The organism is Prauserella marina, from assembly GCF_002240355.1.
GTDB classification, from domain to species: Bacteria; Actinomycetota; Actinomycetes; order Mycobacteriales; family Pseudonocardiaceae; genus Prauserella_A; species Prauserella_A marina.
The window spans coordinates 4,067,166-4,089,999 of sequence record NZ_CP016353.1; the positions used below are offsets into that span (position 1 = coordinate 4,067,166).

Annotated in this window: 22 protein-coding genes; 17 read left to right on the forward strand and 5 right to left on the reverse strand. The window is 69.0% G+C overall.

Going from position 1 to position 22,834, the window contains the following annotated elements:
* Positions 1 to 86 precede the first annotated feature (86 nt).
* Positions 87 to 1,010 (reverse strand): LysR family transcriptional regulator, encoded by a 924-nt coding sequence (locus BAY61_RS19070; protein WP_091808360.1) that lies wholly within the window; start codon positions 1,008 to 1,010, stop codon positions 87 to 89.
* 305 nt (positions 1,011 to 1,315) lie between these two features.
* Here BAY61_RS19070 and BAY61_RS19075 point away from each other — a divergent pair, with 305 nt between their 5' ends.
* A complete protein-coding gene (locus tag BAY61_RS19075; protein WP_245865236.1) occupies positions 1,316 to 2,581 on the forward strand; it encodes a Glu/Leu/Phe/Val dehydrogenase dimerization domain-containing protein in 1,266 nt (421 codons plus the stop codon).
* An 869-nt stretch (positions 2,582 to 3,450) separates the two neighbouring features.
* Complete coding sequence (locus BAY61_RS19085; RefSeq protein WP_091808357.1) at positions 3,451 to 5,295, forward strand: sigma-54-dependent Fis family transcriptional regulator; 1,845 nt, start codon at positions 3,451 to 3,453, stop codon at positions 5,293 to 5,295.
* Between the two features lie 9 nt (positions 5,296 to 5,304).
* On the opposite strand, the gene BAY61_RS19090 is transcribed toward BAY61_RS19085, so the two are convergent.
* Positions 5,305 to 6,312 (reverse strand): LacI family DNA-binding transcriptional regulator, encoded by a 1,008-nt coding sequence (locus BAY61_RS19090; RefSeq protein WP_245865238.1) that lies wholly within the window; start codon positions 6,310 to 6,312, stop codon positions 5,305 to 5,307.
* Between the two features lie 122 nt (positions 6,313 to 6,434).
* On the opposite strand from BAY61_RS19090, the gene BAY61_RS19095 reads away from it, so the two are divergent.
* Entirely contained in the window at positions 6,435 to 7,334 is a 900-nt protein-coding gene (locus BAY61_RS19095; RefSeq protein WP_091808354.1) for an amidohydrolase family protein, read from the forward strand.
* Positions 7,331 to 7,915 carry a cysteine dioxygenase gene (locus BAY61_RS19100; RefSeq protein ID WP_091808352.1) on the forward strand — a complete coding sequence of 195 codons (585 nt, stop codon included), beginning with the start codon at positions 7,331 to 7,333 and terminating at the stop codon, positions 7,913 to 7,915. The genes BAY61_RS19095 and BAY61_RS19100 overlap by 4 nt, the downstream gene beginning before the upstream one ends.
* Positions 7,916 to 7,944: 29 nt before the next feature.
* Here the strand turns inward: BAY61_RS19100 and BAY61_RS19105 are convergent, their stop codons facing one another.
* Positions 7,945 to 9,468 (reverse strand): aromatic amino acid ammonia-lyase, encoded by a 1,524-nt coding sequence (locus BAY61_RS19105; protein WP_245865240.1) that lies wholly within the window; start codon positions 9,466 to 9,468, stop codon positions 7,945 to 7,947.
* A gap of 150 nt (positions 9,469 to 9,618) precedes the next feature.
* Between BAY61_RS19105 and BAY61_RS19110 the strand changes: the two genes are divergently transcribed.
* The 6 genes from BAY61_RS19110 (at position 9,619) to BAY61_RS19135 (ending at position 15,114) form a co-directional block, all read left to right on the forward strand.
* Entirely contained in the window at positions 9,619 to 10,464 is an 846-nt protein-coding gene (locus BAY61_RS19110; protein ID WP_091808350.1) for a MurR/RpiR family transcriptional regulator, read from the forward strand.
* Positions 10,465 to 10,561: 97 nt separating this feature from the next.
* The gene (locus BAY61_RS19115; RefSeq protein ID WP_091808348.1) at positions 10,562 to 11,674 is read left to right on the forward strand and encodes an ABC transporter ATP-binding protein; all 1,113 of its coding nucleotides are present in this window, start codon (positions 10,562 to 10,564) and stop codon (positions 11,672 to 11,674) included.
* Positions 11,671 to 12,315, forward strand: coding sequence for an ABC transporter permease (locus tag BAY61_RS19120; RefSeq protein WP_091808346.1), 645 nt, complete (start codon positions 11,671 to 11,673; stop codon positions 12,313 to 12,315). Before BAY61_RS19115 ends, BAY61_RS19120 begins: the two co-directional genes overlap by 4 nt.
* Positions 12,312 to 12,989, forward strand: a complete 678-nt coding sequence (locus tag BAY61_RS19125) for an ABC transporter permease (protein WP_091808545.1) — start codon at positions 12,312 to 12,314, stop codon at positions 12,987 to 12,989. The genes BAY61_RS19120 and BAY61_RS19125 overlap by 4 nt, the downstream gene beginning before the upstream one ends.
* Positions 12,990 to 13,000: 11 nt before the next feature.
* Complete coding sequence (locus BAY61_RS19130; protein WP_091808344.1) at positions 13,001 to 13,942, forward strand: ABC transporter substrate-binding protein; 942 nt, start codon at positions 13,001 to 13,003, stop codon at positions 13,940 to 13,942.
* Entirely contained in the window at positions 13,939 to 15,114 is a 1,176-nt protein-coding gene (locus BAY61_RS19135; protein WP_091808343.1) for a cytochrome P450, read from the forward strand. Before BAY61_RS19130 ends, BAY61_RS19135 begins: the two co-directional genes overlap by 4 nt.
* A gap of 134 nt (positions 15,115 to 15,248) precedes the next feature.
* On the opposite strand, the gene BAY61_RS19140 is transcribed toward BAY61_RS19135, so the two are convergent.
* Positions 15,249 to 15,656 (reverse strand): GatB/YqeY domain-containing protein, encoded by a 408-nt coding sequence (locus BAY61_RS19140; protein WP_091808341.1) that lies wholly within the window; start codon positions 15,654 to 15,656, stop codon positions 15,249 to 15,251.
* Between the two features lie 74 nt (positions 15,657 to 15,730).
* On the opposite strand from BAY61_RS19140, the gene BAY61_RS19145 reads away from it, so the two are divergent.
* Entirely contained in the window at positions 15,731 to 16,336 is a 606-nt protein-coding gene (locus tag BAY61_RS19145; protein ID WP_091808340.1) for a TetR/AcrR family transcriptional regulator, read from the forward strand.
* A 125-nt stretch (positions 16,337 to 16,461) separates the two neighbouring features.
* On the forward strand, positions 16,462 to 17,982 hold the full coding sequence (locus tag BAY61_RS19150) for a carboxylesterase/lipase family protein (protein WP_091808338.1): 1,521 nt from the start codon (positions 16,462 to 16,464) through the stop codon (positions 17,980 to 17,982).
* A gap of 6 nt (positions 17,983 to 17,988) precedes the next feature.
* On the opposite strand, the gene BAY61_RS19155 is transcribed toward BAY61_RS19150, so the two are convergent.
* Complete coding sequence (locus BAY61_RS19155) at positions 17,989 to 18,777, reverse strand: IclR family transcriptional regulator (protein WP_245865243.1); 789 nt, start codon at positions 18,775 to 18,777, stop codon at positions 17,989 to 17,991.
* 118 nt (positions 18,778 to 18,895) lie between these two features.
* Here BAY61_RS19155 and BAY61_RS19160 point away from each other — a divergent pair, with 118 nt between their 5' ends.
* The 5 genes from BAY61_RS19160 (at position 18,896) to BAY61_RS19180 (ending at position 22,821) form a co-directional block, all read left to right on the forward strand.
* The gene (locus BAY61_RS19160; protein ID WP_091808337.1) at positions 18,896 to 19,276 is read left to right on the forward strand and encodes an NIPSNAP family protein; all 381 of its coding nucleotides are present in this window, start codon (positions 18,896 to 18,898) and stop codon (positions 19,274 to 19,276) included.
* On the forward strand, positions 19,273 to 19,995 hold the full coding sequence (locus BAY61_RS19165) for an SDR family oxidoreductase (protein WP_091808335.1): 723 nt from the start codon (positions 19,273 to 19,275) through the stop codon (positions 19,993 to 19,995). Before BAY61_RS19160 ends, BAY61_RS19165 begins: the two co-directional genes overlap by 4 nt.
* A gap of 266 nt (positions 19,996 to 20,261) precedes the next feature.
* Positions 20,262 to 21,611: an MFS transporter gene (locus BAY61_RS19170; RefSeq protein ID WP_091808334.1), complete on the forward strand. Its 1,350-nt coding sequence runs from the start codon at positions 20,262 to 20,264 to the stop codon at positions 21,609 to 21,611.
* A complete protein-coding gene (locus tag BAY61_RS19175; RefSeq protein ID WP_091808332.1) occupies positions 21,608 to 22,039 on the forward strand; it encodes a cupin domain-containing protein in 432 nt (143 codons plus the stop codon). The genes BAY61_RS19170 and BAY61_RS19175 overlap by 4 nt, the downstream gene beginning before the upstream one ends.
* Positions 22,036 to 22,821 carry an SDR family NAD(P)-dependent oxidoreductase gene (locus tag BAY61_RS19180; protein WP_091808330.1) on the forward strand — a complete coding sequence of 262 codons (786 nt, stop codon included), beginning with the start codon at positions 22,036 to 22,038 and terminating at the stop codon, positions 22,819 to 22,821. The genes BAY61_RS19175 and BAY61_RS19180 overlap by 4 nt, the downstream gene beginning before the upstream one ends.
* Positions 22,822 to 22,834: the final 13 nt, after the last annotated feature.

Genomic DNA, 22,834 nt, shown 5'->3' on the forward strand with positions numbered 1-22,834 from the left:
CCCAGGACGGCGAGATCCGCGTCCGGAACGGCGGGAACGGGGCGAACGCGAGCTCACGGTCCCCCCGGTGTCACCCGGACACCGGGTCACGGTAACGCCGACGACGCGCCGAGCCCTTTCTCGGCGGCGGCGGCCCGCACCGCCTCGATGACGAATTGCAGCGACGGCCGCCGCGCCGCCGCTGCCCTGTGGGCGATGGACACCGTGCGCATGACCGGTTCGGTGACACTCAGGATGTCCACACCCGATGGCCTCAGCGTCAACCCGAGATCGGACACGAGCGTGACCCCGAGACCGGCGGCGACCATCGCGAGCGCGGTGGCCTGCTCACCGACCTCGTGGTTGATTTTCGGCTCGAAACCATTGCGCTGACAGGCGATCCGGACCGCGCGGCCGAAATGCGAACGGGGTCCAGCCAGGATCCACGGGTGTTCGGCCAGCACCGTCAGCGGGATGGTGCCGCCGGGGACGGTCCCCGTCGGCACGGCGGCGTGCAGGCGCTCCACCGCGATCACGACCCTCGTCAGCGCCGGGTCCCACGGCATGGGGTAATCCGAGTAGTCGATGACGAAGGAGAAGTCGAGACTCCCGTCCCTGACCGCGCCCGCGGTGTCCTCCGGGGCCAGTTCCTTGGTCCTGACCTGGATGCCGGGGTGCTCGGCGGCCAGCGACGTCAGCGCCGAAGGCAGTAAACCCGACGCCACCGAGGCCCACACCCCCGCCGTCAGCCGCGCGGCCACCGCGTCCTGCGCCTCCTCCAGCGCCAGCGTCGCCCGCTCGACCGAACCGAGGATGTCCTCGGCGTGTTCGGTGAGCAGCATCCCCAGGTCGGTGAGCTGGACTCGGCGGCCGAGTCGTTCGAACAGTTTCGCCCCCACATCCCGTTCAAGTTGAGCGAGCTGCTGGGACACGGCAGAAACGGTGTAGTGCAACGCGGTGGCGGCGGCGGTGACCGTGCCCCTGCGATGCAACTCCCGAAGCATCCGCAAGCGCTGCAACGAAAGCTCCATGCGGCCAAGAGTATGCGTAGCGTGCCACCCCGCGCTGTAGGCGAACCGAGGGGCGTTCACCGTCCCACGACCGGGTTGTGCAGGAAGCGTGAACATCACCGTCCATGATCCTTAACTGGACGCCACGACCGGCTGGGGCTCAGGCTGTGAGTATCGGCCCCAACACGGCGGTCACACAGGATTCTCGCAGCTCACACACTTTCCACACCGATCCCGCGCGGTGGGCCCGGTGGGCACAGGCGTGCCGTCGGACTGTGGTGGCGGCGAGTACGACGGCAGAAACACTTGATGCGGAGGTGAGTGCGGTGACCACGATGCACGACCCGGTCGGGCTTCCGGACGGCGTGGGCGAGCGCCCGGTCGTCGGGCACGATCAGGCCGACCCCAACGGCCGCGAGCCATTGCTGCGGTTGACCTGGACCGACCCGGTCACCGGCGCCCACGGGTATCTCGTCGTGCACACGCTGGTGTCAGGGCTGGCCACCGGAGGCACCCGCATGCGAGCGGGCTGCACGATCACCGAAGTCGAGGACCTCGCCAGGGGAATGGCCGCCAAGACGGCGACGTTCAACCTTCCCGTCGGTGGCGCGAAGGGCGGTATCGACTTCGACCCGAAGGATCCACGGGCCGTCGGCGTGCTCGAACGGTTCTGCCAGGCGATGCGGCCATGGCTGGACGACCACTGGGTGACCGCCGAAGACCTCGGAGTCCCGCAGCACCTCATCGACGACGTGTTCGCCAGGCTGGGCCTACAGCAGTCGTATCACGCGGCGATCAGCCGCTCGACGCATCCCGAGCGCACGTTGCGCAGGGTGCGGGCGGGGCTCAACGCCCCGGTGCCGGGCGGGTTGTTGCTCGGCGACGTCGTCGGCGGCTACGGGGTGGCGCAGTCATGCCTCGGCGCGGCCAGCGCGTGGGGCTGGGAGACCTCCGGCACCACGGTCGCCATCCAGGGCATCGGGACGATGGGCGGCGGCGCGGCCTGGTACCTGCACGAGGCCGGTATGCGCGTCGTCGCCGTCGCCGACGCGGCCGGAACGCTCTACCACCCGGACGGGCTCGACGTTCCCGCGCTGCTCGAACTCAGGGACGCCTACGGCGAGATCGACCGGACGCGGGTTCCCGCCGAGGTGCAGCGGCTGCCGAGGTCGGCCGTTGTGGCGACGGAAGCCGACATCCTCGTGCCCGCGGCCATCTCCTACGCGCTGACCGAGGACAACGTCGGCGACGTCGCGGCAAAGGTCGTCGTCGAGGCCGCCAACGCGGCGACGACGCCCGAAGCCGAGGACATGCTCACCCGGCGGGGAATCCCGGTGATTCCCGACTTCGTCGCCAACGCGGGAGCCGCGGCGTGGGCATGGTGGTTGCTGCTGGGGCAGGTCGGTGGAGACCCCGCCGATTCGTTCCTCCGGCTGCGCACCGAGATGCAGTCGAAGGTCGCGCTGCTGCTCGCGGAGTGGAACGCGTCAGGGGTGGCGCCGAGGCGGACCGGGTGGAACCTGGTCGCGGCCAACCAGCAGGCCGCCGACGAGGTCGCCGGCACCGAAGCGGCGGCGGTCTACATCCCCTGACCGGGCGTGCGGTGACCGGGCACGTGGTGACCGGGGTGTCGTGACTGGCGTGTGGTGACGGGGTCGTGGGCGCCTGACCGGGGATGTGCCAGGCGCTCGCGAGCTGGTGGGTCTGCCAGGGCCCGACGGGGATGGTGGGTGCTCGGCGGGGATGGTGGGTGCTCGGCGGGGCGGCATCGGCGTCCGCGGGGAACGTGGTGGGCGCCCGATCGAGATGTGATGGTCCGGTGTACGCGGGACTCGCCGAGCGTGGCGAGTCCCGCGCCCTTGCGCGAGTCCCGCACTCAGGCCGCCGAGTCCCGCACTCAGGTCACCGAGATCCGCACTCAGGCCGCCGAGTTCTGCGCTCAGGCTGACGTTTTCCGCTCAGGAGAGGGAAATCCGGGTACCTGCGCGGGGAGCGAGGTGCGAAGAGCGCGCCGCCTTGGTGGAATCCGTTACTACGTCGACCGGAAGCAACAACCCGCACCAACCACACCGGCGATGTCACTCCGAGCAGGTCGTCCGGAGCGATTGCGGCATGACGGTCCTCCTCGATGTCCCGGTTTTCGGCTTCCGAACACGTATGCGGACCTCGCCGACCTGAATGCGGATCTCGCGCTCCTGAACGCGGACCTCGCCGACCCGAGTGCGGAACTCGATGGTCTGCCGGAAACCGGCAAGCTGTCCCATGTGGAATCGCGCGGCGCCGCTTTCCCGCCTTCCAACGGGAATCCGGCACGGTACCTCGCGAAATCGATGGGCTCCCACGACAATTCCCGGATGCTTCGCCACGCCGTGGCGGGTTTCGATTTTGAGACAGGCCACCGGCAGGCCAACGCCTATGCTGTCCCTCACGGCACGCAGCCGAGGGAGAGGCAGGAGGCCACGTGGTGGACGTCGCGCCGGTGAGCGGGCGCACCGTTCGACCCGACGAGGACGGACTGGCGCGCACCCGCATCCAGTTCTTGACCTCGCACAGCGTCGAGCCCCACCGGGTCCGCGAGGCGATACTCGCCTCGTGGTGGCGTTCGGCCGAGTTCGAGGTGCCAGCCGACCGGATCGACCTGCCCTACACCGGCGACCAAGACCTCGACACACCGCTGATCAGGGGCGCCGAACCGGTGTTGCGGCGGCTGGGCGACCAGCTCAAGGGCCAGCCCATCAGTCTCATCCTCACCGATCAGAGCGGTGTCGTGCTCACCCAGCGCACCGGGGACGGCGACCTGCGCTCACACCTGGAGTCGGTCGAGCTGGTCCCCGGATTCAGCTACGGCGAACGCTTCGTGGGCACCAACGGCATCGGCACCGCGCTCGAAGACGGCCAGCCGACCCACGTCTTCGGGCACGAGCACTACGCCGAGAACCTGGAAAACCTCGCCTGCGCGGGAGTTCCGATCCAGCACCCCATCTCGGGAAAGACCATCGGCGCCGTCGACCTCACCTGCTGGCGGCGAAACGCGGGCGGGCTGCTCGTCGCGCTCGCGAGGACGGCGGCCGAACAGGTCAGGCAGGCGCTGCTCGCCCACAGCAACGTCCGCGAGCTGATGCTGTTCCAGTCCTATCTGCAAGCGTGCCGCCGCACGACGGGAATCGTGATGGCGTTCAACGACGACATCGTGATGATGAACGACCGCGCCCGCCAGCTTCTGCATCCGGCTGACCAGTCGCTGCTGCTGGCGAGGGCGAGTCAGGAACTGGCCGAGGAAAAACGGGCGACGACGACGGCGACGCTGTCGACGGGCACCAGGGTGCGGATGTACAGCAGAAGCGTGCCCGGCGCGCGGGAGGGGCAGGTCGCGGGCGGCGTGCTCAGCGTGCACCTCATCGACACCCGGCACGTCGACGGCGGACAGGACGACACCGGCGCCACCACCACTCCGCCGCTGCCCATGTTCCTGCCGGGGGTCGTCGGCTCGGCCCCTTCCTGGTCGCGATGCGCGCACGAGGTCGACGCGACCCGCGCCAGGGGCGAATGGCTCGCGCTCACCGGCGAGGACGGCTCCGGCAGGGCGACGCTCGCCGCCGGGGTGCACCAGCGACGCAACCCCTCCGGACGGTTGCGCGTACTGGACGGCACGCACGCGGGCGCGAACTGGGCGGCGCTGTTGCGCCGCGAACTCGCCGACGAGGCGGTGGACGCCCTGCTGGTGCGCCAGGTCGACCGGCTCGACCCTGCCGCGCTGCGCGTGCTGACCGACGCGCTGCGCCAGGCGAAGGCCGGCTCGGGCGAGAGCGGCGCGACACCGTGGATCGCGGTCACGCTCATCCCGGACGCCGAGACCGAGCCCGGCCTGGCCGAATTGATGGCGTTCTTCCCGCACAGCGTCGCGGTTCCCCCGTTGCGCAGGCACGTCGAAGACCTCGGCGAACTGGTTCCGCTGCTGCTGGGCAAGCTCTCTGCCGGTGGAAGGCTGCGCTGCTCTCCGGCCGCGCTGCACCTGCTGATGAGGGCGAGCTGGCCCGGCAACGTCACGCAGCTTCACGAGGTGCTGCGCCAGGTCTCGAAACGCCGCCGCACCGGAACCATCCAGCCCGGCGATCTTCCGGCGGAGTATCAGACGATCACCCGGCGCCCGCTCAACCGCTTCGAAACCCTCGAAAGGGACGCGATCGTGCGCGGTCTCGACGAGGCCGACGGCAACAAGGCCCGCGCGGCGAAACTGCTCGGCATTTCGAGGGCGACGATCTACCGCAAGATCCACGAGTACGGGATCGTGGTCGCCTCGCGGTGAGCGGCGCGCTCAGCTTTTGGCCGCACTCACCGAATCGCGATGCCGGGGCTGCGGAGTCACGAGTGTCCGTTTGCTGCGCCGGTTGGTGTCCAGCGCTTTGCCGACCCGCTCGACGACCGCCTCGGCGACGATGTCGACGTCCCACCGGTAGGTCGACAGCGAAGGGGTGAGCAGCCGGGAGACGGGGTGATCGTCGAATCCCATGACGGAGAGATCATCCGGAATGCCGATGCCGAGATCGCGGGCGGCGTCGTAGACCCCGTACGCGATGGAGTCGGCGAGGCAGAACGCCGCCGTCGGCCGGGGCCGCTCGGCCAGCGCCGCGCGCGCGACCTCCGCGGCACCGGCGAGCGCGTTGGGGCACGTGCGCACGCGCAGGGTCACGTCGAGTTCCCTCGCCAGTTCCCGCACCAGCTTCTCGGCAGGCCGGTGCCGCCGCAGTTTCGGGCCCGGCGTGAGCACGAGTACCTCGGTGTGTCCTTCTCCTCGCAGTGTCTTCAGCGCGTCGGCGACGGCGAGTCCGTTGTCGAACACCACCTCCGCCGCCGTCGCGGCTCCCGGCAGTGGATCGCCGACGGCGACGAGCACGGTCCTGCGGGCCGCGTCGGCCCAGTGCGGCGACGCCGGATCGACGGGGATCGTCACCAGCGCGTCGACTCGCTGATCGAGCAGGTACTTGCTGAGTGAGACCTCGCGCTCGGGGTCGGCCGCCGCGTCGACGATCAGCGCGTTGCGCGTGCCCGCGAGAAACCGCCTGCCGAGGGTGCTGGCGAACCCCTGTTGCCACAGGTCCTCCAGTGAACTGCACAACACTCCGATGGTGCCGGTCCGGCCGCTGGCGAGGGCTCTCGCGATCGGGTCGGCCTCGTAGCCGAGGCGGTCCGCGGCCTCCCTGACCCGCCGCTGAGTCTCCGGCGGTACTTGCAGGCCACGCAGGGCATAGGAGACAGCGGCGGACGACAGTCCTGTCTCCTCCGCGATGTCCTTGATCGTGGGGCGTTTGCGGCGCTGCGGCACCCGGGCAGCGTAACCCGCCGACGGCGAGCCCGTCGGCGAGCCCGTTGACATCCGCGCCGCTTACCCGCTTCACTGAAGCGGTTCACTGAACCGCTTCACCTCGACACTCCAAGGAGTTCTGCTTGCTCGACCCCGCGATCGACGTGCACCAGCATCTGTGGCCACCCGAGTTCATCTCCGCGTTGCGGCGACGACGCGAGCCGCCGATGCTGGCAGGCTGGACCCTCCACCTGACGGGAGAGCCGCCCTACCAGGTCGACCCGGCCGACCACGATCCGGCGCAGCGCGTGAAGCGCGAGCGGGAGGACGCCGACCGGGTGCTCGTGTCGTTGTCGAGCCCGCTCGGCATCGAATGGCTGCCGGCCGCCCAGGCCGCTCCGCTGCTCGACGCGTGGCACGACGGCGCGCTCGCTCTCCCAGAGCCGTTCGGCGCTTGGGCGGCCACGTCGATGACCGAACCCGATCCTCGGCACGTCGCCGCCGCGCTCGACCGAGGCTGCGCCGGTCTCCAGATCCCCGCCGACGCCATGGCGACTCCCTCGGCGCTGGAACGCGTCGGCGAACTGCTCGCCGAGTGCGAGCGGCGCGACCGTCCCGTGCTCGTCCACCCGGGAGGCGCGGCACCGCCTCCGGGAAAGGTCCCCGGCTGGTGGGCCCCTGTCGTCGACTACGTCGCCCAGCAGCAGGCGGCGTGGTGGTCGTGGCACGCGGCTGGAAGGACCTCGTTCCCGAGGTTGCGGATCTGCTTCGCCGCGGGAGCCGGTCTCGCGCCGGTGCATCACGAACGCCTCACCGCGCGCGGTGGTGACTTCGAGAAGATCGACCCCAGCACGTTCGTCGACATCTCCTCCTACGGTCCCCGCGCGATCGACGCGCTCGTGCGCGTGCTCGGCATCGACCCCGTCGTACTCGGCAGCGATCGTCCCTACGCCGAGGCTCGCGATCCGGAACTCGGTGAGGCCGCGTGGCAGGCGATCCGCCGCGCCAACCCTCGCCGCCTACTCGAAGGAGGAACACCATGACCGTGACCCGGCTACAGCAGGATGGCGCCTCGCGTGCCGTCGTGCCCGCGAGGCTGGCGAGCCCGCTCGCCGCGTGCCCTGAGGGGCTCACGCTCTCGACGCTGCCGGGAAGGGACCTCGACGAGGCCGAACTGCGCAGCCTCGCCGCGACGCTGGCGAGCACACCGGAGGTGTGGCGGCCACACGTCGCCTTCAGCGACGACCAGCGGCACTACGTCTCGCTGCACAGGGACGCGCACGTCGACGTCTGGGTGCTGTGCTGGACTCCCGACAACGACACCGGCTGGCACGACCACGAGATCTCCTCCGGCGCGGTCGCGGTCACCGAGGGCGAACTCGTCGAGCACAACCTCACGGTGTTCCTGCCCAACATGGAAACGCGGATCTCGGCGGGGAACGTGTTCAGCTTCGGTCCCGATCACATCCACCGGCTGACCGGGCACGCGCGGCGCAGCGTCTCGGTGCACACGTACTCGCCGCCGCTGTGGCGCATGGGCCAGTACGCGATCGGCGAAGGAGGCGTGCTGCGACGGGTGTCGCTGTCCTACGCCGACGAACTGCGCCCGCTCGACAAGAACTGAGCCCGGGCGGCCGATAGTTCCACAGTGGATTATCGAGCGAGCGTGGCCGCGATGGGGTCGAGCAACGCATCCGCCCGCTCGACGTCGGCCGAAAGCGGCCGGTCCTCGACATCGGTGTCGAGCATCCGGTCGGCCAGTTCGAACGCCTCGCGCACCGGCTGAGCGGAATCGGGCCCTCCACCCCTCAGCCGGTGCGCCCTCACCGCGGCGACCAGTTCACACGCGAGCACCAGCCGGTAGGACGTCGCGGCCCGCAGTGACTGCCGGGCCGCCTGCGAGGCGAAGCTCGCGTGCTCCTCGATCCCGCGAGAGAGCACGATGTGCCCGAGGGTCGCCGGAAACGCCGCCGCCCGCAGTTCGGCCAATGCGGAACCGGCTCCGTACTCCAGCAGCATCACCCCCGAACTCGCCGGCGGCCCCGCCGCGAGGAACGGCCGCAACCCGGTCATCTCGGGGTCGGTGAGCATCGACAACCGCGCCGCGCACAACTGGGCGGTGCCCAGCAGGGCCAGCCGCAACCGGTCGAGCGCGAGCGCGAGCTGCGCGGTGTGGAAGCCGCCGTGGTGGCGGACCTTGGCAGGCCCGCCGGGGGCGGGAACGATCAGCGGATTCTCGTTGGCCGCGTTGAGTTCGGCCGCGAGTACCGATTCGACGTCGGTGAGCGCGTCGAGCGCGGGACCGTGCACCTGGGGAAGGCAGCGCAGCCCGAACGGATCCTGCAACCGGCGGCCCTGCGCGGGTTCCGCGCCGAGCAGGCGCAACATCTCGACGGCGACGAGCGCGGCACCCGCCTGCGGCACGTGGTGGGTTTCCGGCGCGTACGCCTCCGTCGAACCGTCCACCGCGCCGAGGGTCAGTGCCGCGACCGGGATCGTCGCGCGAAGCGCGCCCCTCACGGCACCGACGGCCAGTGCCGCCTGCGCGATCGTCAGCGCGTTGCTGCTCATGAGGGCGAGCGCGTCGCCGTCCTCGATGAGGATCGGCGGAGGCGGAGCTCCTTCCCCCAGCCACGCCCCCTCACCGGCGAAGGCCAGCCCGGCTTCGGCGAGCGGGCCGAGGTCACCCGTTCCCACCGCGCCGTGCTCGTGCACGGCCGGATACCCGCCGCCGTTGAGTACGGCCACCATCGTTTCCGCGATGACCGGAGCAAGGCCCGCGCCGCCGCGCAGCAACTGGTTGGCCCTGACGGCGAGCATCGCGCGCACCTGACGGCGCGGCAGCAACTCGCCGATGCCGCTGCCGTGGCTGCGCAGCAGCCGCAGTCCGTGTGCCCCGGCCGACTCCGATCCGGCCACGACTTCGTAACGGTTCGCGCCTACGCCGGTGGTCCTGCCGTACACCGGCCGCAGGGTCACGACCTCACGCGCGGCCAGCCACGACCTGTGCAACCGGTCGCGCCCTTCCTCCGACATGCCGACGGACACCTCACCGTCGGCGACGCGGACGACATCGTCGACCGTCAGTGCCGTTCCGTCCAGCAGGACGCTCGGCCGTCCCCCGCCGTCTCCCCTGCCACCGCCGACCGCGGGGGCCATGCCGTGCACCGTCGTCATCCGGCCTCCCATTCAGCACGATCCGCCCGTAACACCGCGACAACCTGCCCTCGCGCGGGCGGCTTACTTGACTTCCATTCACTACTCCATGACTCTGCATGGCGATATTCGACTTTGGCAAGAGGATGTGCGGCCCCGTGGTGAACCGTCGTGACTAGCGCATCGGAAAGACTGCTCAGCCTGTTCGAGGGGCGCAGACTGTCACCGGCACAGCGGCGAATAGCGCAGTTCCTTCTGGATCATGTGGCCGAAGCCGCGTTCCTCTCCTCGGTCGCACTCGCCGAACGAGCGGGCGTCAGCCAGCCCTCGGTGACCCGCTTCGCCACCGCGCTCGGATTCGCCGGGTATCCCGAACTCCGGGATGCCTTGCGCCCGATCGCGCTCGGTGCCATTCAGGAAACCGAGGAAGACGTACGCCGCAACGAATTCCAGGCCGCCGTCGACGCCGAACTGGGGAACCTGCAAGCCTTGCGCGCCATGCTCGCCGATCCGTTGCCGCTCGTGCGGCTCGGAAAGGACCTCGCCTCGTCGCTGCCGCTGGCCGTCATGGGACTGCGGGTGTCGGCCGCGCTCGCCCGCTACTTCGCCTTCGCCGCGCACCGTATTCATCCCGACGTCCGGCTGATCACCGAAGGCGGCAGCGCGGCACACGAGGGCGTCCTGCACACGAAGCAGGCCGGTGGCCGGTGGCTGCTCGCCTTCGTTTTACCCCGCTACGCCGGTGAAGCCCTCGATACCTTGCGTACAGCGAAGGAACTCGGCCTGCGCACCGCGGTGATCACGGATGTGCCGCTTGTCATGTTCGGCGAACTCGCTGACGTTCTGCTCGCCGCGGGCGTTAGTGTTCGTCCGGTGTTCGATTCGCACGCGGCGCCTATGACGCTGGCCGCGGTCATCCTGCAAGCCATGGCCGATGCCGAGCCGGGGCGAACCCAGCGCAGGCTGGAGGAACACGACTCCATTTCCCAGCGGCGGGGGTTCTTCGCCACGGGTTGACCGCCTTGACTTTCATAGCCGAGGGAACAAGTATGCAACTTCTTATTCATCGCCGGCCACGGTCGCATGGTGAGCAATCGCGGAGAGAAGGAGCGCCGTGATCACATACGATCGCGTCACGAAGCGCTATCCGGACGGCACCGTCGCGTTGGATGAACTCTCGGTGGAATGCCCTGCCGGCGAGATCACCGTCTTCGTCGGCACTTCGGGCGGCGGGAAGACCACCGCGCTGCGCATGGTCAACAACATGGTCGAGCCAACGAGCGGCACGGTGAGCATCGACGGCGAGGACGTCCGCACCCGCAAACCGGCCCAGCTGCGCAGAGGGATCGGTTACGTCATCCAGCAGGTGGGTCTTTTCCCCCACCGCACCATCGTCGACAACATCGCCACCGTTCCTTATTTGCTTGGCTGGAACAAAAAGCGGGCCCGCGCCCGCGCGATGGAGCTGATGGAGCGGGTCGGCCTACCGTCGACAATGGCCTCCCGCTACGCGTTCCAGCTCTCCGGTGGGCAGCAGCAGCGCGTCGGCGTCGCACGCGCGCTCGCCGCCGATCCGCCCGTCCTGTTGATGGACGAACCGTTCAGCGCCGTCGACCCCGTCGTGCGCGCCGAACTTCAGGAAGAGTTGCTGCGCCTGCAATCCGAACTCCGTAAAACTATTGTCTTCGTCACGCACGACATCGACGAGGCGATCAAACTGGGCGATCGCATCGGCGTCTTTCGCACCGGTGGGAAACTCGTGCAGTTCGGTTCGCCGGAAACCCTGCTGACCGATCCGGCCGACGAGTTCGTCGCGGCTTTCCTCGGCAGGGACAGGGGAATCAAGCGGCTCTCCTTCCTCGCGGCCAAAGGACTGCCGCTGCGGGACGAGCCGGTGCTGTCCGCCGATTCGCCGTCCTCCGGCGCGGCGAGCGCCGCCGCGGAAGAGGCGTGGCTGCTCGCCGTCGACGCCGAACGGAAACCGCTCGGCTGGGTGTCCACGGAAGACCTCGCGGGAACGGCGACGATCGGTGAGGCCCCGCTTCATCCCATCGGTCATCCCTTCGACGTCGAGACCGACTCGCTGCGGGCCGCGCTCGACGCCGCGGTGCTTTCCCCCGCGGGAAGCGCCGTCGGGGTCGACTCCGGTGGCGCGGTCGTCGGCGTGGTGAGCCAGGAAGAACTGGGAGCCGCGATCCGCGGCGGGTTCGGGGGCGGCGTCACGTGAAATGGGACTGGGTCGCCGACCACGTGCCCGACCTGGTGGAGCTGACCGGTCAGCACGCCTATCTCGCGCTGCTCCCCGTCCTTTTCGGACTGCTGATCTCGGTGCCGCTCGGAGTGCTGTGCGTGCGGTGGCCGAAACTGTATCCGCCGGTGTTCGGTGGCGCGAACCTGTTGTACGCGTTGCCTTCCATCGCGTTGTTCATCGTCCTCATCGACTACACCGGACTCACCGCGTGGACGGCGATCATCCCGCTCACCCTCTACACGTTCTCGGTGCTGATCCCCAACGTCGTCGACGGGCTCCGTTCCGTTCCCGACGCCAGCAGGCAGGCCGCCACGGCGATGGGGTTCGGCACCACCCGGCGGCTCGTGCAGATCGAACTGCCCATCGCGGTCCCGGTCATCATGGCCGGGCTGAGGGTCGCGACCGTGTCGAGCATCAGCATGGTCAGTGTCGCCGCGCTCGTCGGGCTCGGCGGGCTCGGTCAGTTGTTCACCGACGGGTTCCAGCGGGACTTTCCCACCGAGATCATCGTCGGGATCGTGCTGACCGTGTTGCTGGCCTTCGTCTGTGACGCGCTGCTGGTGCTGGCGCAACGGCTGCTCACCCCGTGGGCGCGAGCGAGGGTGACGAGCCGATGAACATACTCACGCTGTTCTGGGACTGGCTGAGCCAGCCGGCCCAGTGGTCGGGGCCCGACAGCATTCCGGCCAGATTCGGTGAGCACACCTACTATTCGGCGCTCTCGTTGCTCATCGCCGCCGCCATCGGCATTCCGTTCGGCTTGCTCACCGGCCACACCGGACGCGGCGGATTCATCGCCGCGACGCTGGCCAACTTCGCCCGCGCGCTGCCGACCGTCGGTGTCGTGATGCTGGTCGTGCTCGCCGTCGGCATCGGGCTGCAACCGGTCGTCGCCGCGATGGTGGCGCTGGCGATTCCCCCGATTCTCGTCAACACCTACGAGGGCATCAGATCCGTCGACGCGCAACTCAAGGACGCCGCGCAGGGCATGGGCATGACGGGGCCGGAAGTGCTGCGCAAAGTGGAGATTCCCGTCGCGCTGCCGCTGATCCTGCTCGGACTGCGCACCGCGGCGATCCAGATTGTGTCCACCGCGACCATCGCGGCCTACGTCGGCATGGGAGGTCTGGGCAGGTTCATCTTCGACGGGCTCGCTCGGCAGGACTACGAGCTCGTCGTCGGCGGCGCAGGATGCGTGGTGCTGCTGGCCGTCATCGTCACCCTCATCTTCCTGGTATTGCGCAAAACCGTCGTCGCAAAGGGCGTGCTGCACAGGGAGAGCACCTCATGAATGGAGAGATCATGAAAAGACCCACCCGCGCAGGCAGGTTCCGGACCGCGGCGGCACTGGGCATGGTCGCCACCTTCGCGCTCGGCGCGTGCTCCGGTGGCGGCGGGGACAATCCGTTGCAGGACACCGAGGGTGCGGGCACGCCCGCTCCAGAGGGCACCGTGGTCGTCGGCTCGGCCAACTTCCCCGAGAACGTCCTGCTCGGTGAGATCTACGCGCAGGCGCTGGAAGCCAAGGGCGTCAACGTCGAGAAGAAGCTCAACATCGGCAGCAGGGAGGTCATCTACAAGTCCGTCAGCGGCGGTGAGCTGACCGTGCTTCCCGAGTACAACGGGGCGCTGCTGGCCTACCTCGACGACACCTCGACGGCCGACACGACCGAGACGGTCAACGCCGAGCTGAACGAGAAGCTGCCGGAGGAGCTGACGCTGCTCGACTCCGCGGCGGCGGAGGACAAGGACTCGCTCGTCGTGCACAAGGAGACAGCGGACCGGTACAACCTCAGGACCATCGCCGACCTCGAACCCGTCGCGGGCGAGCTGATCCTCGGCGGGCCGCCGGAGTTCAAGACCCGCAGGCAGGGTTCCGTCGGCCTCAAGGAGGTCTACGGCATCGAGTTCCGGGAGTTCCGTTCACTCGACACCGCGGGTCCGGTCACCATCAACGCGCTCAAGGCCGGTGACATCGACGTGGCAAACCTGTTCACCACCGATCCCGCCGTCGCGACCGACGAATTCGTGGTGCTGGACGACCCCGAGAACCTGTTCAGCGCTCAGAACGTCACGCCGCTGGTGTACGAGCCCGCGCTGACCGACACGATCCGGGACACGCTCAACGCGGTCTCGGCCGAATTGGACACTCCGATGCTGCTCGACATGATGCAGCAGGTCGTCACGGCCAAGGAGGATCCGGACAAGGTCGCCGCCGAGTGGCTGAGGACGGCCGGTCTGTGACATCCGGTTCGCGGCAACGGTTCCCGGTCGGAGCCTCGGCGTCGATCACGGAACTGGAGGCCGACCCGCACGCGTTGCTCGCCGCCCTGCGGGGCGGCGAGCCCGTGTCGTGGCTTCCCTCGCTGTCGGGCTGGCTGGTCACCAGCCACGAGCTCGCCGAAAAGGTACTGCGCGATCCGGCGACGTTCACAGTGGACGATCCCCGGTTCTCGACGGCGCGGGTCGTCGGGCCCAGCATGCTCTCGCTCGACGGCGAGCAACACGCGAGGCACAGGGAACCGTTCACCCACCCCTTCCGGCCTGCCGAGGTCAGGGGCCGGTTCACCGCCGTCATCGAAGACCACGTCGAGCGACTGCTCGCCACGATGCGCCCGAAGGGCGCAGCCGACCTGCGCGCCGAATTCGCGGGGCCGCTCGCCGTGGCGGTCGTCGCGGAGGCGCTGGGACTCACCGACGTCGACGCGGCGACGGTGCTGTCCTGGTATGCCGCCATCGTCGATGCGGTGTCGGAGGTGACGGCGGGGCGGCCACGCGGCGACGCGGGCGTGGCGGCGATGGACGAGCTCAGGACAAGCGTTCTGCGCACTCTCGCCGAGCGGGACCCGGCTTCGATCCTGGTCGCCGCGGGCGAGCGGCTCAGCCCGGCCGAAGTCGTCGCCAATGCGGCGGTGCTCATGTTCGGTGGCATCGACACCACGGAAGGCATGATCACCAACGCGGTGCTGCACCTGCTCGACCGGCCGGATCTGCTCGCCGCCGCCCGCTCCGACGAGGACCTGCTGCCTGCCGTCGTGGAGGAGTCGGTACGGCTGGAACCCGCCGCGGCGATCGTCGACCGTTACGCCACCACCGGCGTGGAACTCGGTGGCGCCACGATCGAGCGCGGAGACCTGGTGACCGTCTCGATCAGCGCGGCCAACCGCGATCCCGCCGTTTTCCCCGATCCGGACTCGTTCGATCCGCACCGGCCGAACGCGAGGCGCAATCTCGCCTTCGCCAAGGGCCCGCACTTCTGTATCGGGGCGCAGCTGGCCCGCACCGAAACGCTGGTCGCCCTGCGCGAGGTGCTGCGGTTGCCTGAGCTGGCCACCGATCCCGCCCGGCCTTCGGCGCCGCGTGGCCTGGTGTTCCGTAAGCCGCGGGCCCTGCACGTCACCTGGAGCACCGGCTAGCGAGATCCGCGTCCAGAACGCCGAGATCCGCACTCGGGACGGCGAGATCCGCGTCCGGGGCGGCGAGATTCGCGCTCACGCACGCGAGAGGCACATCCGGCCTCGGCCGAGCGCTGCCGGTGACTCGTGCTCCGTCAGGTACGTTCGTCGCTCCCGGGTTCGAGGTGCCGCTCCAGTACGGCGGCTTCGGCGCGGAGCCGCTCGGCGGGTTCGGCGCGGCCGAGCCGTTCGTACTCCAGCGCCGCCGCCCTGCGTTCCCGCACCTCGTTCTCCACCACGGTCCTGATGTCGGCACCGGTGAGCGCCCTGCGCCGCGCTTCCGTGGAACCAACTCCCGAGGCCGCGCCCGCGACGTGCTCGCTTTCCGCGCCACCGCCAAGCGGCTCTCCCTCGGGGACGGCTTCGGCGTTGTCGATCGCGGCGAGCGCCGACCGCAGCGCGGAGGCCGCTCCCCTGTCGCGCGCCTTGAGCGCGGCCTTCAAGCTGCCGCGCAGGTCGTCGCGAAGGCTGCTCGGCGAGTTGTCGTGCGGGCTTGCGTCCATGTCGGTGTCCGATCGAGGTTGGCGGGTGAGTAGCCGGGCGGAAGCCGGAAGCAATATGGCCATACGATATCGGGGTGCCCCGGGTTGCCGATCACGATCAGCGCCGTCACCAGATCGCGCTGGCTTTCCAGCGTCTGCTCGCGACGGTCGGGTTCACCGGCGTGACCTTCGCCAAGGTGGCGGCCGAGGCCGGAGTCTCGGTCGGACTGATCCAGCACTACTTCAGCGGCAAGGACGCGCTGCTGCGCTTCGCCTACGACGACGCGCTGAGCGGCATGAGCGAACGCGTGCGAGCCAGGCTCACGACGGGAGGCAGCGCGCCGACCGGGCGCGTGTTGTTCGATTGTCTCGCCGAATTGCTGCCGCTCGACGGCGAGCGCGAGGTCGAGTACCGCGTCCGGCAGTGTCTGCGAACCCAGGCCATGCATGACGCGCGGCTGGCCGAGGTCGCGCGGAGGTCGGGCGGAGACATCCTCGGCTACGTCTCCGGCATGGTCGAGCACGGCATCGAACGCGGCGAGGTCGGACCTGAGGTCGATCCGGTGCTCGCGGCACGCGGAATTCTCGCGACGGTCCAGGGCCTCGCCGACCAGATCGCACTGTCCGGAAAGGACGGCTTCCCCGCCGAGAAAATACTGCGCACCACCATCGCCACGGTGTTCACCACGCACGGCCACTGAACCCACCTCCCTTCGAAAACCCACGCGACAGCCGGGGGTTCAGCGCCCTATCGTAGCAATATGATTATATTGTTATTCGGTCACCCCGCACCGGGGCGGCACACACCGGCCGGGGAGGCCCCTCGATGACCCAGCACGTGACCGTGTCCCTGAGCGGCGGCAAGGTCCGCGGTGTCCGGCACGACGAGCACCTTTCGTTCATGGCGATCCCTTATGCCGCACCACCTTCCGGTGACCGGCGCTGGCGCGCGCCCGTCACCGTCGAACCGTGGGAGGGAGTCAGGGACGCGACGGAACCCGGCAGGCCCGCGCCCCAGCTCGCCCGGTCCTTCGCCGACGTCACCAGCCTCGACGAGGACTGCCTGACCGTCGACGTCACCGTTCCGGCAGCCGAACGCACCGAAAACACCCCGCGCCCGGTGGTGGTGTGGTTGCACGGCGGCGGAGGAACAAACGGCTCGCCCTCGGAGTGCGACCCGCACCGGCTCGCGATCACCGGCGACGTCATCGTCGTCGCGCCCCGGTTCCGGCTCGGCGTGTTCGGCTGCTTCGGTTACCCGGGACTGCCCGGAAGCGGCACCTTCGGCCTCCAGGACCAGCAGGCGGCACTGCGCTGGGTCCGCGACGAGATCGCGCGCTTCGGCGGCGACCCAGGGAACGTGACCCTCATGGGCGAGTCCTACGGCGCGCAGACGGTCGCCGCGCACCTGTGCGCGCCCGCGTCCAAGGACCTTTTCCACAGGGCGATCGTGCAAAGCGCGTTCGCGCTACTGGGCCCGACTCCGGCGAACACCCTCATTCCCGGCGTTCCCGCGCTCCCTCCACGATGGACTCCGGTCGCGGAACTGGAGCGGTTCGGCGCCGAGGCCGCCGTGGCCAACGGCTGGGTCTCCTCCAGCGCGGACCCTATGTCCGCCATGGCGGCCCTGCGGAAGGTTCCCTCGGAGGAACTGCTCGCCGGGTCGGGGGACTTCATCAGGCCCGCCTTCGGTGACGGCGGAGTACTGCCGCGCGACCCCGCCGCCGTCATGCGGGAGGGAAATTTCCACCGGGTGCCGGTCCTGCTGGGCACCACCCGTGACGAGGCTCGCTTCTTCGTCGGGCTCTTCGCCGACCTCGCGGGAAACCCGGTGACGGCCGAGCGCTATCCCCGCCTGCTTGCCGAGGCGTTCGGCGAGCACGCGGACGAGGTCGCCGCGCGGTACCCGCTCACGGACTATCCCTCGCCCAGTCTGGCCATGGCACAGGTCAGCACCGACCGGGCCTGGGCCCGGCCAGCGTGGGAACTGGCGCTCGCCCTCGCCGCGCACACCAGGACCTGGTTCTACGAATTCGCCGACACCGGCGCCCCCGCGCTCCTCCCGCTGCCCGGATTTCCCTCGGGAGCCCAGCACGGCAGCGAACTCGGGTACCAGTTCGACCTGGCGGGAGGCGGTCCCGCGCTGTCGGCGGAACAGCGCGAACTCGGCGAGGCGATGAACAGGTACTGGGCGGCTTTCGCCGCGAACGGCGACCCCGCCACCCCCGGCCTCCCGGTATGGCCGGAGTCCGGCACCGGTCACGTGCAGTCGCTGGCTCCCCGCGCGATCGGCGGCACCGACTACGTGGCGCGGCATCAGCTCGGCTTCTGGGAACACCTGCCGTGAGGAAAGTCAGTAGGCCAGTTTCTTGCTGATCTGCGCCGCGTAGCCGAGCAGCATCGTGAGCAGTTCGTGCTCACGATCGGCGACTCCGGCCGAGGGATCGGAGTTGAACCGGAACAGCGGCCCGGTGAGCGTCAGCGAGCAGACACCGCGCGCGTGCGGGCGGGCGATGGGCACCGCGAGCGCGGCCAGCCCCTCCTCGGATTCGCCGATGTTGCGTCCGAATCCGTCGGAACGCACCCGTTCCAGCTCGCGCAGCAACGCGGTTCGCGTGTGGATGCCCACCTCGGTCTCGCCGGAAAGCTGTTCCCTCGGGTACAGCTCGGCGAGTTCGTCGGCGGCGAGCTGCGCGAGCAATACCTTCCCCGCCGCGGAGGAATGCGCGGGAATACTCAGGCCCACCCTGCTGGCGACGCGCATCATCAGCGGCGACTCGATCGCGGCGACGAACTTCGCCTTCGCGCCGTTGAGTACCGAGATGTGCACGGTCTCCTGCGAGTCGTCCCGCAGCTGTTGCATGAACGGGTAGGCGACCTCGACGCAGTGGTCGATCGCCTGGGTGTCGCTGGACGTCGTCATCGAGGGACCGAGCCGGTACCGGCGGCCGCTGTGGGTCTGCTCGACGAAACCGTGCTGCTGGAGCGTGGCCAGCAGCCGGTGGGCCGTCGAGGCGCCGACGCCGAGGTGACCAGCGGCGTCGGTCACCCCGATGTCGGCCCGCGTGCGCAACAGCATGATCAGCCGCAGGGCGTTCGAGACGGACTGTAGCGTGTGCGCGCCCTCAGACTCTTTCCGCATAAAGGAAAACTACCATGCGCATTCCTTATCATGGAAGTCGCTGCTAGTTTGCGTAGTGGCTTTGCCACCACGCACCGACCGGTCGCGCCTCGCCCGCGCGGCGAACGGAGGACCAGCAATGCTTGTCGAACAGCGGACCTACGTCCTGCACACCGGCGTGAAACTCGCCGACTATCTCGACGCCTACGAGAACATCGGGTTACCGGCCCAGCGGCCGATTCTCGGCGGATTTCTCGGCTACTTCGTCACCGAGTTCGGAACGCAGAACGAACTCACCCACCTGTGGGCCTACGCCGACCTCGAAGACCGCAGGCGGCGAAGGGCTACGCTCGCCGGCGACGAGCAGTGGCAGTCCTGCCTTGAAATCATCCGCCCGATGATCATGACGATGCGGAACAAGATCATGTATCCCACCTCGTTCTCCCCGATTCGCACCCTGCCGGTGACCGGCGGGGATGCCGACACCGCCTTCACGATGACTCCCCACCCCGCGCCGTGACGGACAGGCACGTCGTCGTCACCGGCGCGGCGGGAGGACTCGGCACCCAGCTCGTCGGCGACCTCGTCGAGCGCGGCTTCACGGTGAGCGCGCTCGACCGGCACGCCGAAGGGCTCGACCGGCTGACCTCGGCGATACCCGGCGTGACGGGACAGGTCGTCGACGTGACCGACAGCGGCTCCGTCACCGCGACGATCGAGTCGGTCACCGCCCGGCACGGACCACCGTTCGGCCTGGTGAACCTCGCTGGCGACAACAGATTGAAGCCGCTCGCCGAACTCACCGACGACGACTGGCGATACCTCGTCGATGCCAATCTGACGTCGGCCTTCTACCTGTGCCGAGCCGTCATGCCGCTCATGAGGGCGGCGGGTGGCCGCGTCGTCAACACCAGCTCGATCTTCGGACTGCGCGGCGCCGACAACGATTCCGCCTACGCGGCGGCCAAGGCAGGCATCATCGGCCTGACCCGCGCGCTGGCAACCGAATTCGCGGCCGACAACGTCACCGTCAACGCGGTCGCGCCGGTCGTCGTCCTCACCGAGCGAGTGCGGCGAATGCCCTCCGCGCACCTCGAAGGGCAACGGGCCCGCATTCCGCTCGGCCGGTTCAGCGAGCCCGCCGACGTCACGCGCACGATCTGTTTCCTGCTGGGAGAAGGCGGTGCGTTCTACACCGGACAGACCTTCTCTCCCAACGGCGGCGACACCATGCCGTGACGGGATCGTACCCGTCAGAGCCAGGGTCCACGCGTCCGGATTTTCGCCGCATACTCCCGTTTTCGCGTTCCGCGCGGGACTTTCGCAACCGTGGGCGACCCGGCCGATACAAGGTGCCCACAGATGTTGACCATCAGTTTTTCCATATAGAAGAATTTCTTGCACGTCATTCCATATGACGGTTAGCCTCAGGTCAGACTCAACGACGAGAACCGTCTTCGCGACAACGTCGTATTCCGTGAAGATCAGCAGAATGCGGGAACATCATGACTCGGTTTCCACCTTCCGCCTCCGCGGTCGCCGCAGAGGACGACCGGCGGGAACATCGCCCCATGCAGACAAGGGCGGTGGTCAGCGGAACGCTCGGCTCCACTCTCGAATGGTTCGACTTCGCCATTTACGGGGCGCTGTCGGCGACCCTTTTCCCCGCTTTGTTCTTCAGCGGTCTCGGGGAGACCGGCTCACTGCTCGCCTCGTTCGCTTCGTTCGGCGTCGGTTTCGTCGCACGACCGCTCGGCGGCCTGATCTTCGGTCATCTCGGTGACCGGTACGGCCGCAGGCCCATCCTCCTCGGAACCTTCATCGCGATGGGCGCATCGTCCATTGTGATCGGTCTACTGCCGACAGGACAGGGAGTCGCCATCGCGGTGCTCCTGGTGGTCATGCGATTCATCCAAGGATTCGCGCTGGGTGGCGAGGCCACCGGAGCGCAGCTCATGACCATGGAGCACGCCGCGGGAAACCGCAGAGGCGTACTCGGCTCGCTCATGAACGTTGGCTCGCCGCTGAGCCAGGTGATCGCCAACCTCACGCTGGTTCTGCTCACCTCAGTCCTGTCAACGGAGAACTGGGAAGCCTGGGGATGGCGTATTCCTTTCCTCGCCAGCATTCTGCTCGTCGCCGTCGGCGTCTACATCAGAATGAAACTGGAGGAGACACCGGCGTTCGTCGTGCACAAGCGGGAAGGCGAGGCCGAGAAACCCAACGGGCTCAAGGTGCTCGCGCAGCAACCGCTCAAGATCGCCCAGCTCACCGTCGGCTGGGGCGGTCCGGCGCTCACCTTCTACCTCATCGCGGTCTACGGGCTGAGCTACCTTTCCGATCAAGGCGTCTCCAGCAATGACGGCTTTCTGATCCTCATGGTCGCCAACGGGGTCTCGGTGGTGTTCTGCGTCCTCGGCGGCTGGGTCAGCGACCGGATCGGCCGCAAGAACGTACTGTTGATCGGCATCGCGGGCTGCCTGGCCGGGGTCCTGCTGTTCTTCCCCGTCGCCGACACCGGCGCCGTCGGCCCCGCGATGGCCGTGGTCATCCTCGCGCTGGGCTCGGTGCAGTTCGGCTTCGGCGCACAGCCCGCGCTCTTCGCCGAACAGTTCCCGACCTCGACCCGGTTCTCCGGCTCCGCGCTGTCACTCACCTTCGCGAACCTCATCTTCGCCGCACCCGCCCCGATGGCCGCCACCGCGCTCACCGAAGCGGGCGGCAGCAGGACGGTCATGTGGGTCACGGTCGGCATCCTCGTCGCCTCCGCGCTCGCGCTGCTGCCGCTCGCCGACAAACGCGGCGTCGACCTCGCCTCGTTCACCACTCTCACCACCGGAAAGGACAACGCATGACAACCGGCAACCTCAAACCGCTCGTCGTGAACAGAAAGGGCGAACTCGCCGAGGCGCCGGGGCAAACCCCGAACGCGCGCAGGGTCTCCGGGGTGAGCACCGAGAACAGCCAGGTCGAGGGCCTGTGGTTCGGCAAGGTCCACACCGGACCCGGCGAGATCTCGGCTCCCCACCACCACGGGGAGGCCGAGACCGGCGGCTATGTCTTCAAGGGCAGGGGGTTCATCCGGTACGGGCAGCGGTACGAGACCGTGGTCTACCTCGAGGAAGGCGACTTCGTCTACGTTCCGCCCTTCGTCCCGCACATCGAGGGCAACGCGAGCAAGACCGAGGAACTGGTGTGGCTGACCACCCGGACACCGGACAACATCGTGGTCAACCTCGACGACCAGGACGTCGCCGACCTCGACCTCGACTACCGCTCATGACCAGTGGACCTTCGCCGGAATCGCCGCCCGTCGCGCTCGTCGCGGGAGGAACCTCGGGAATCGGCCTCGCGACGGCGCGCCGTCTCGTCGCGTCGGGACACGTCGTCACGATCGGCGGAAGAGACGAACAGCGCAGAGCGAGCGCCGTGGCCGAACTGGGCCCGGACGCCGACGCCGTCGCGCTCGACGTACTCGACGACGGTTCGTGTATCGCGGCCGTCCGGCACGTGCTCGCGCGGCACGGGCACGTCGACGTTCTGATCAACGCCGTCGGCAGCGCCCCAGCGGGCACAGTGGACACGGTCGAGGACGCGGCCTGGCTGGCCGCGCTGGACGCCAAGGTGATCGGTGCCGTCCGGCTCATGCGCGCGGTCATCCCCTCGATGACGACGCGGCGATACGGGCGCATCGTCAACATCGCCGGAACGGCGGGGGCGGAACCCGATCCGTGGATGGTCGTCTCGGGAGCCGCCAACGCGGCACTCGTCTCGGTGACCAACGGCGCGGCCCGAGGTCTCGCGCCGGAGGGCATCACCGTCAACGCCGTCTGCCCTGGCCCCGTCCGTACGGGGCGCTGGACCGGACTCGTCACGACCTACGCCACCATCACCGGAACGGGAAAGGACGCGGCGGCCCGCGAACTCGAAGCGGCCATCCCCGTCGGCCGTCCCGCCGCCGCCGACGAGGTGGCCGCCGTGATCGCCTTCCTTGCCTCGCCGGAAGCCGCGCACGTGACCGGAACGGCGGTCACCGTCGACGGCGGGCAATCGCGCGGCGCCTGAACACGATCCGGAA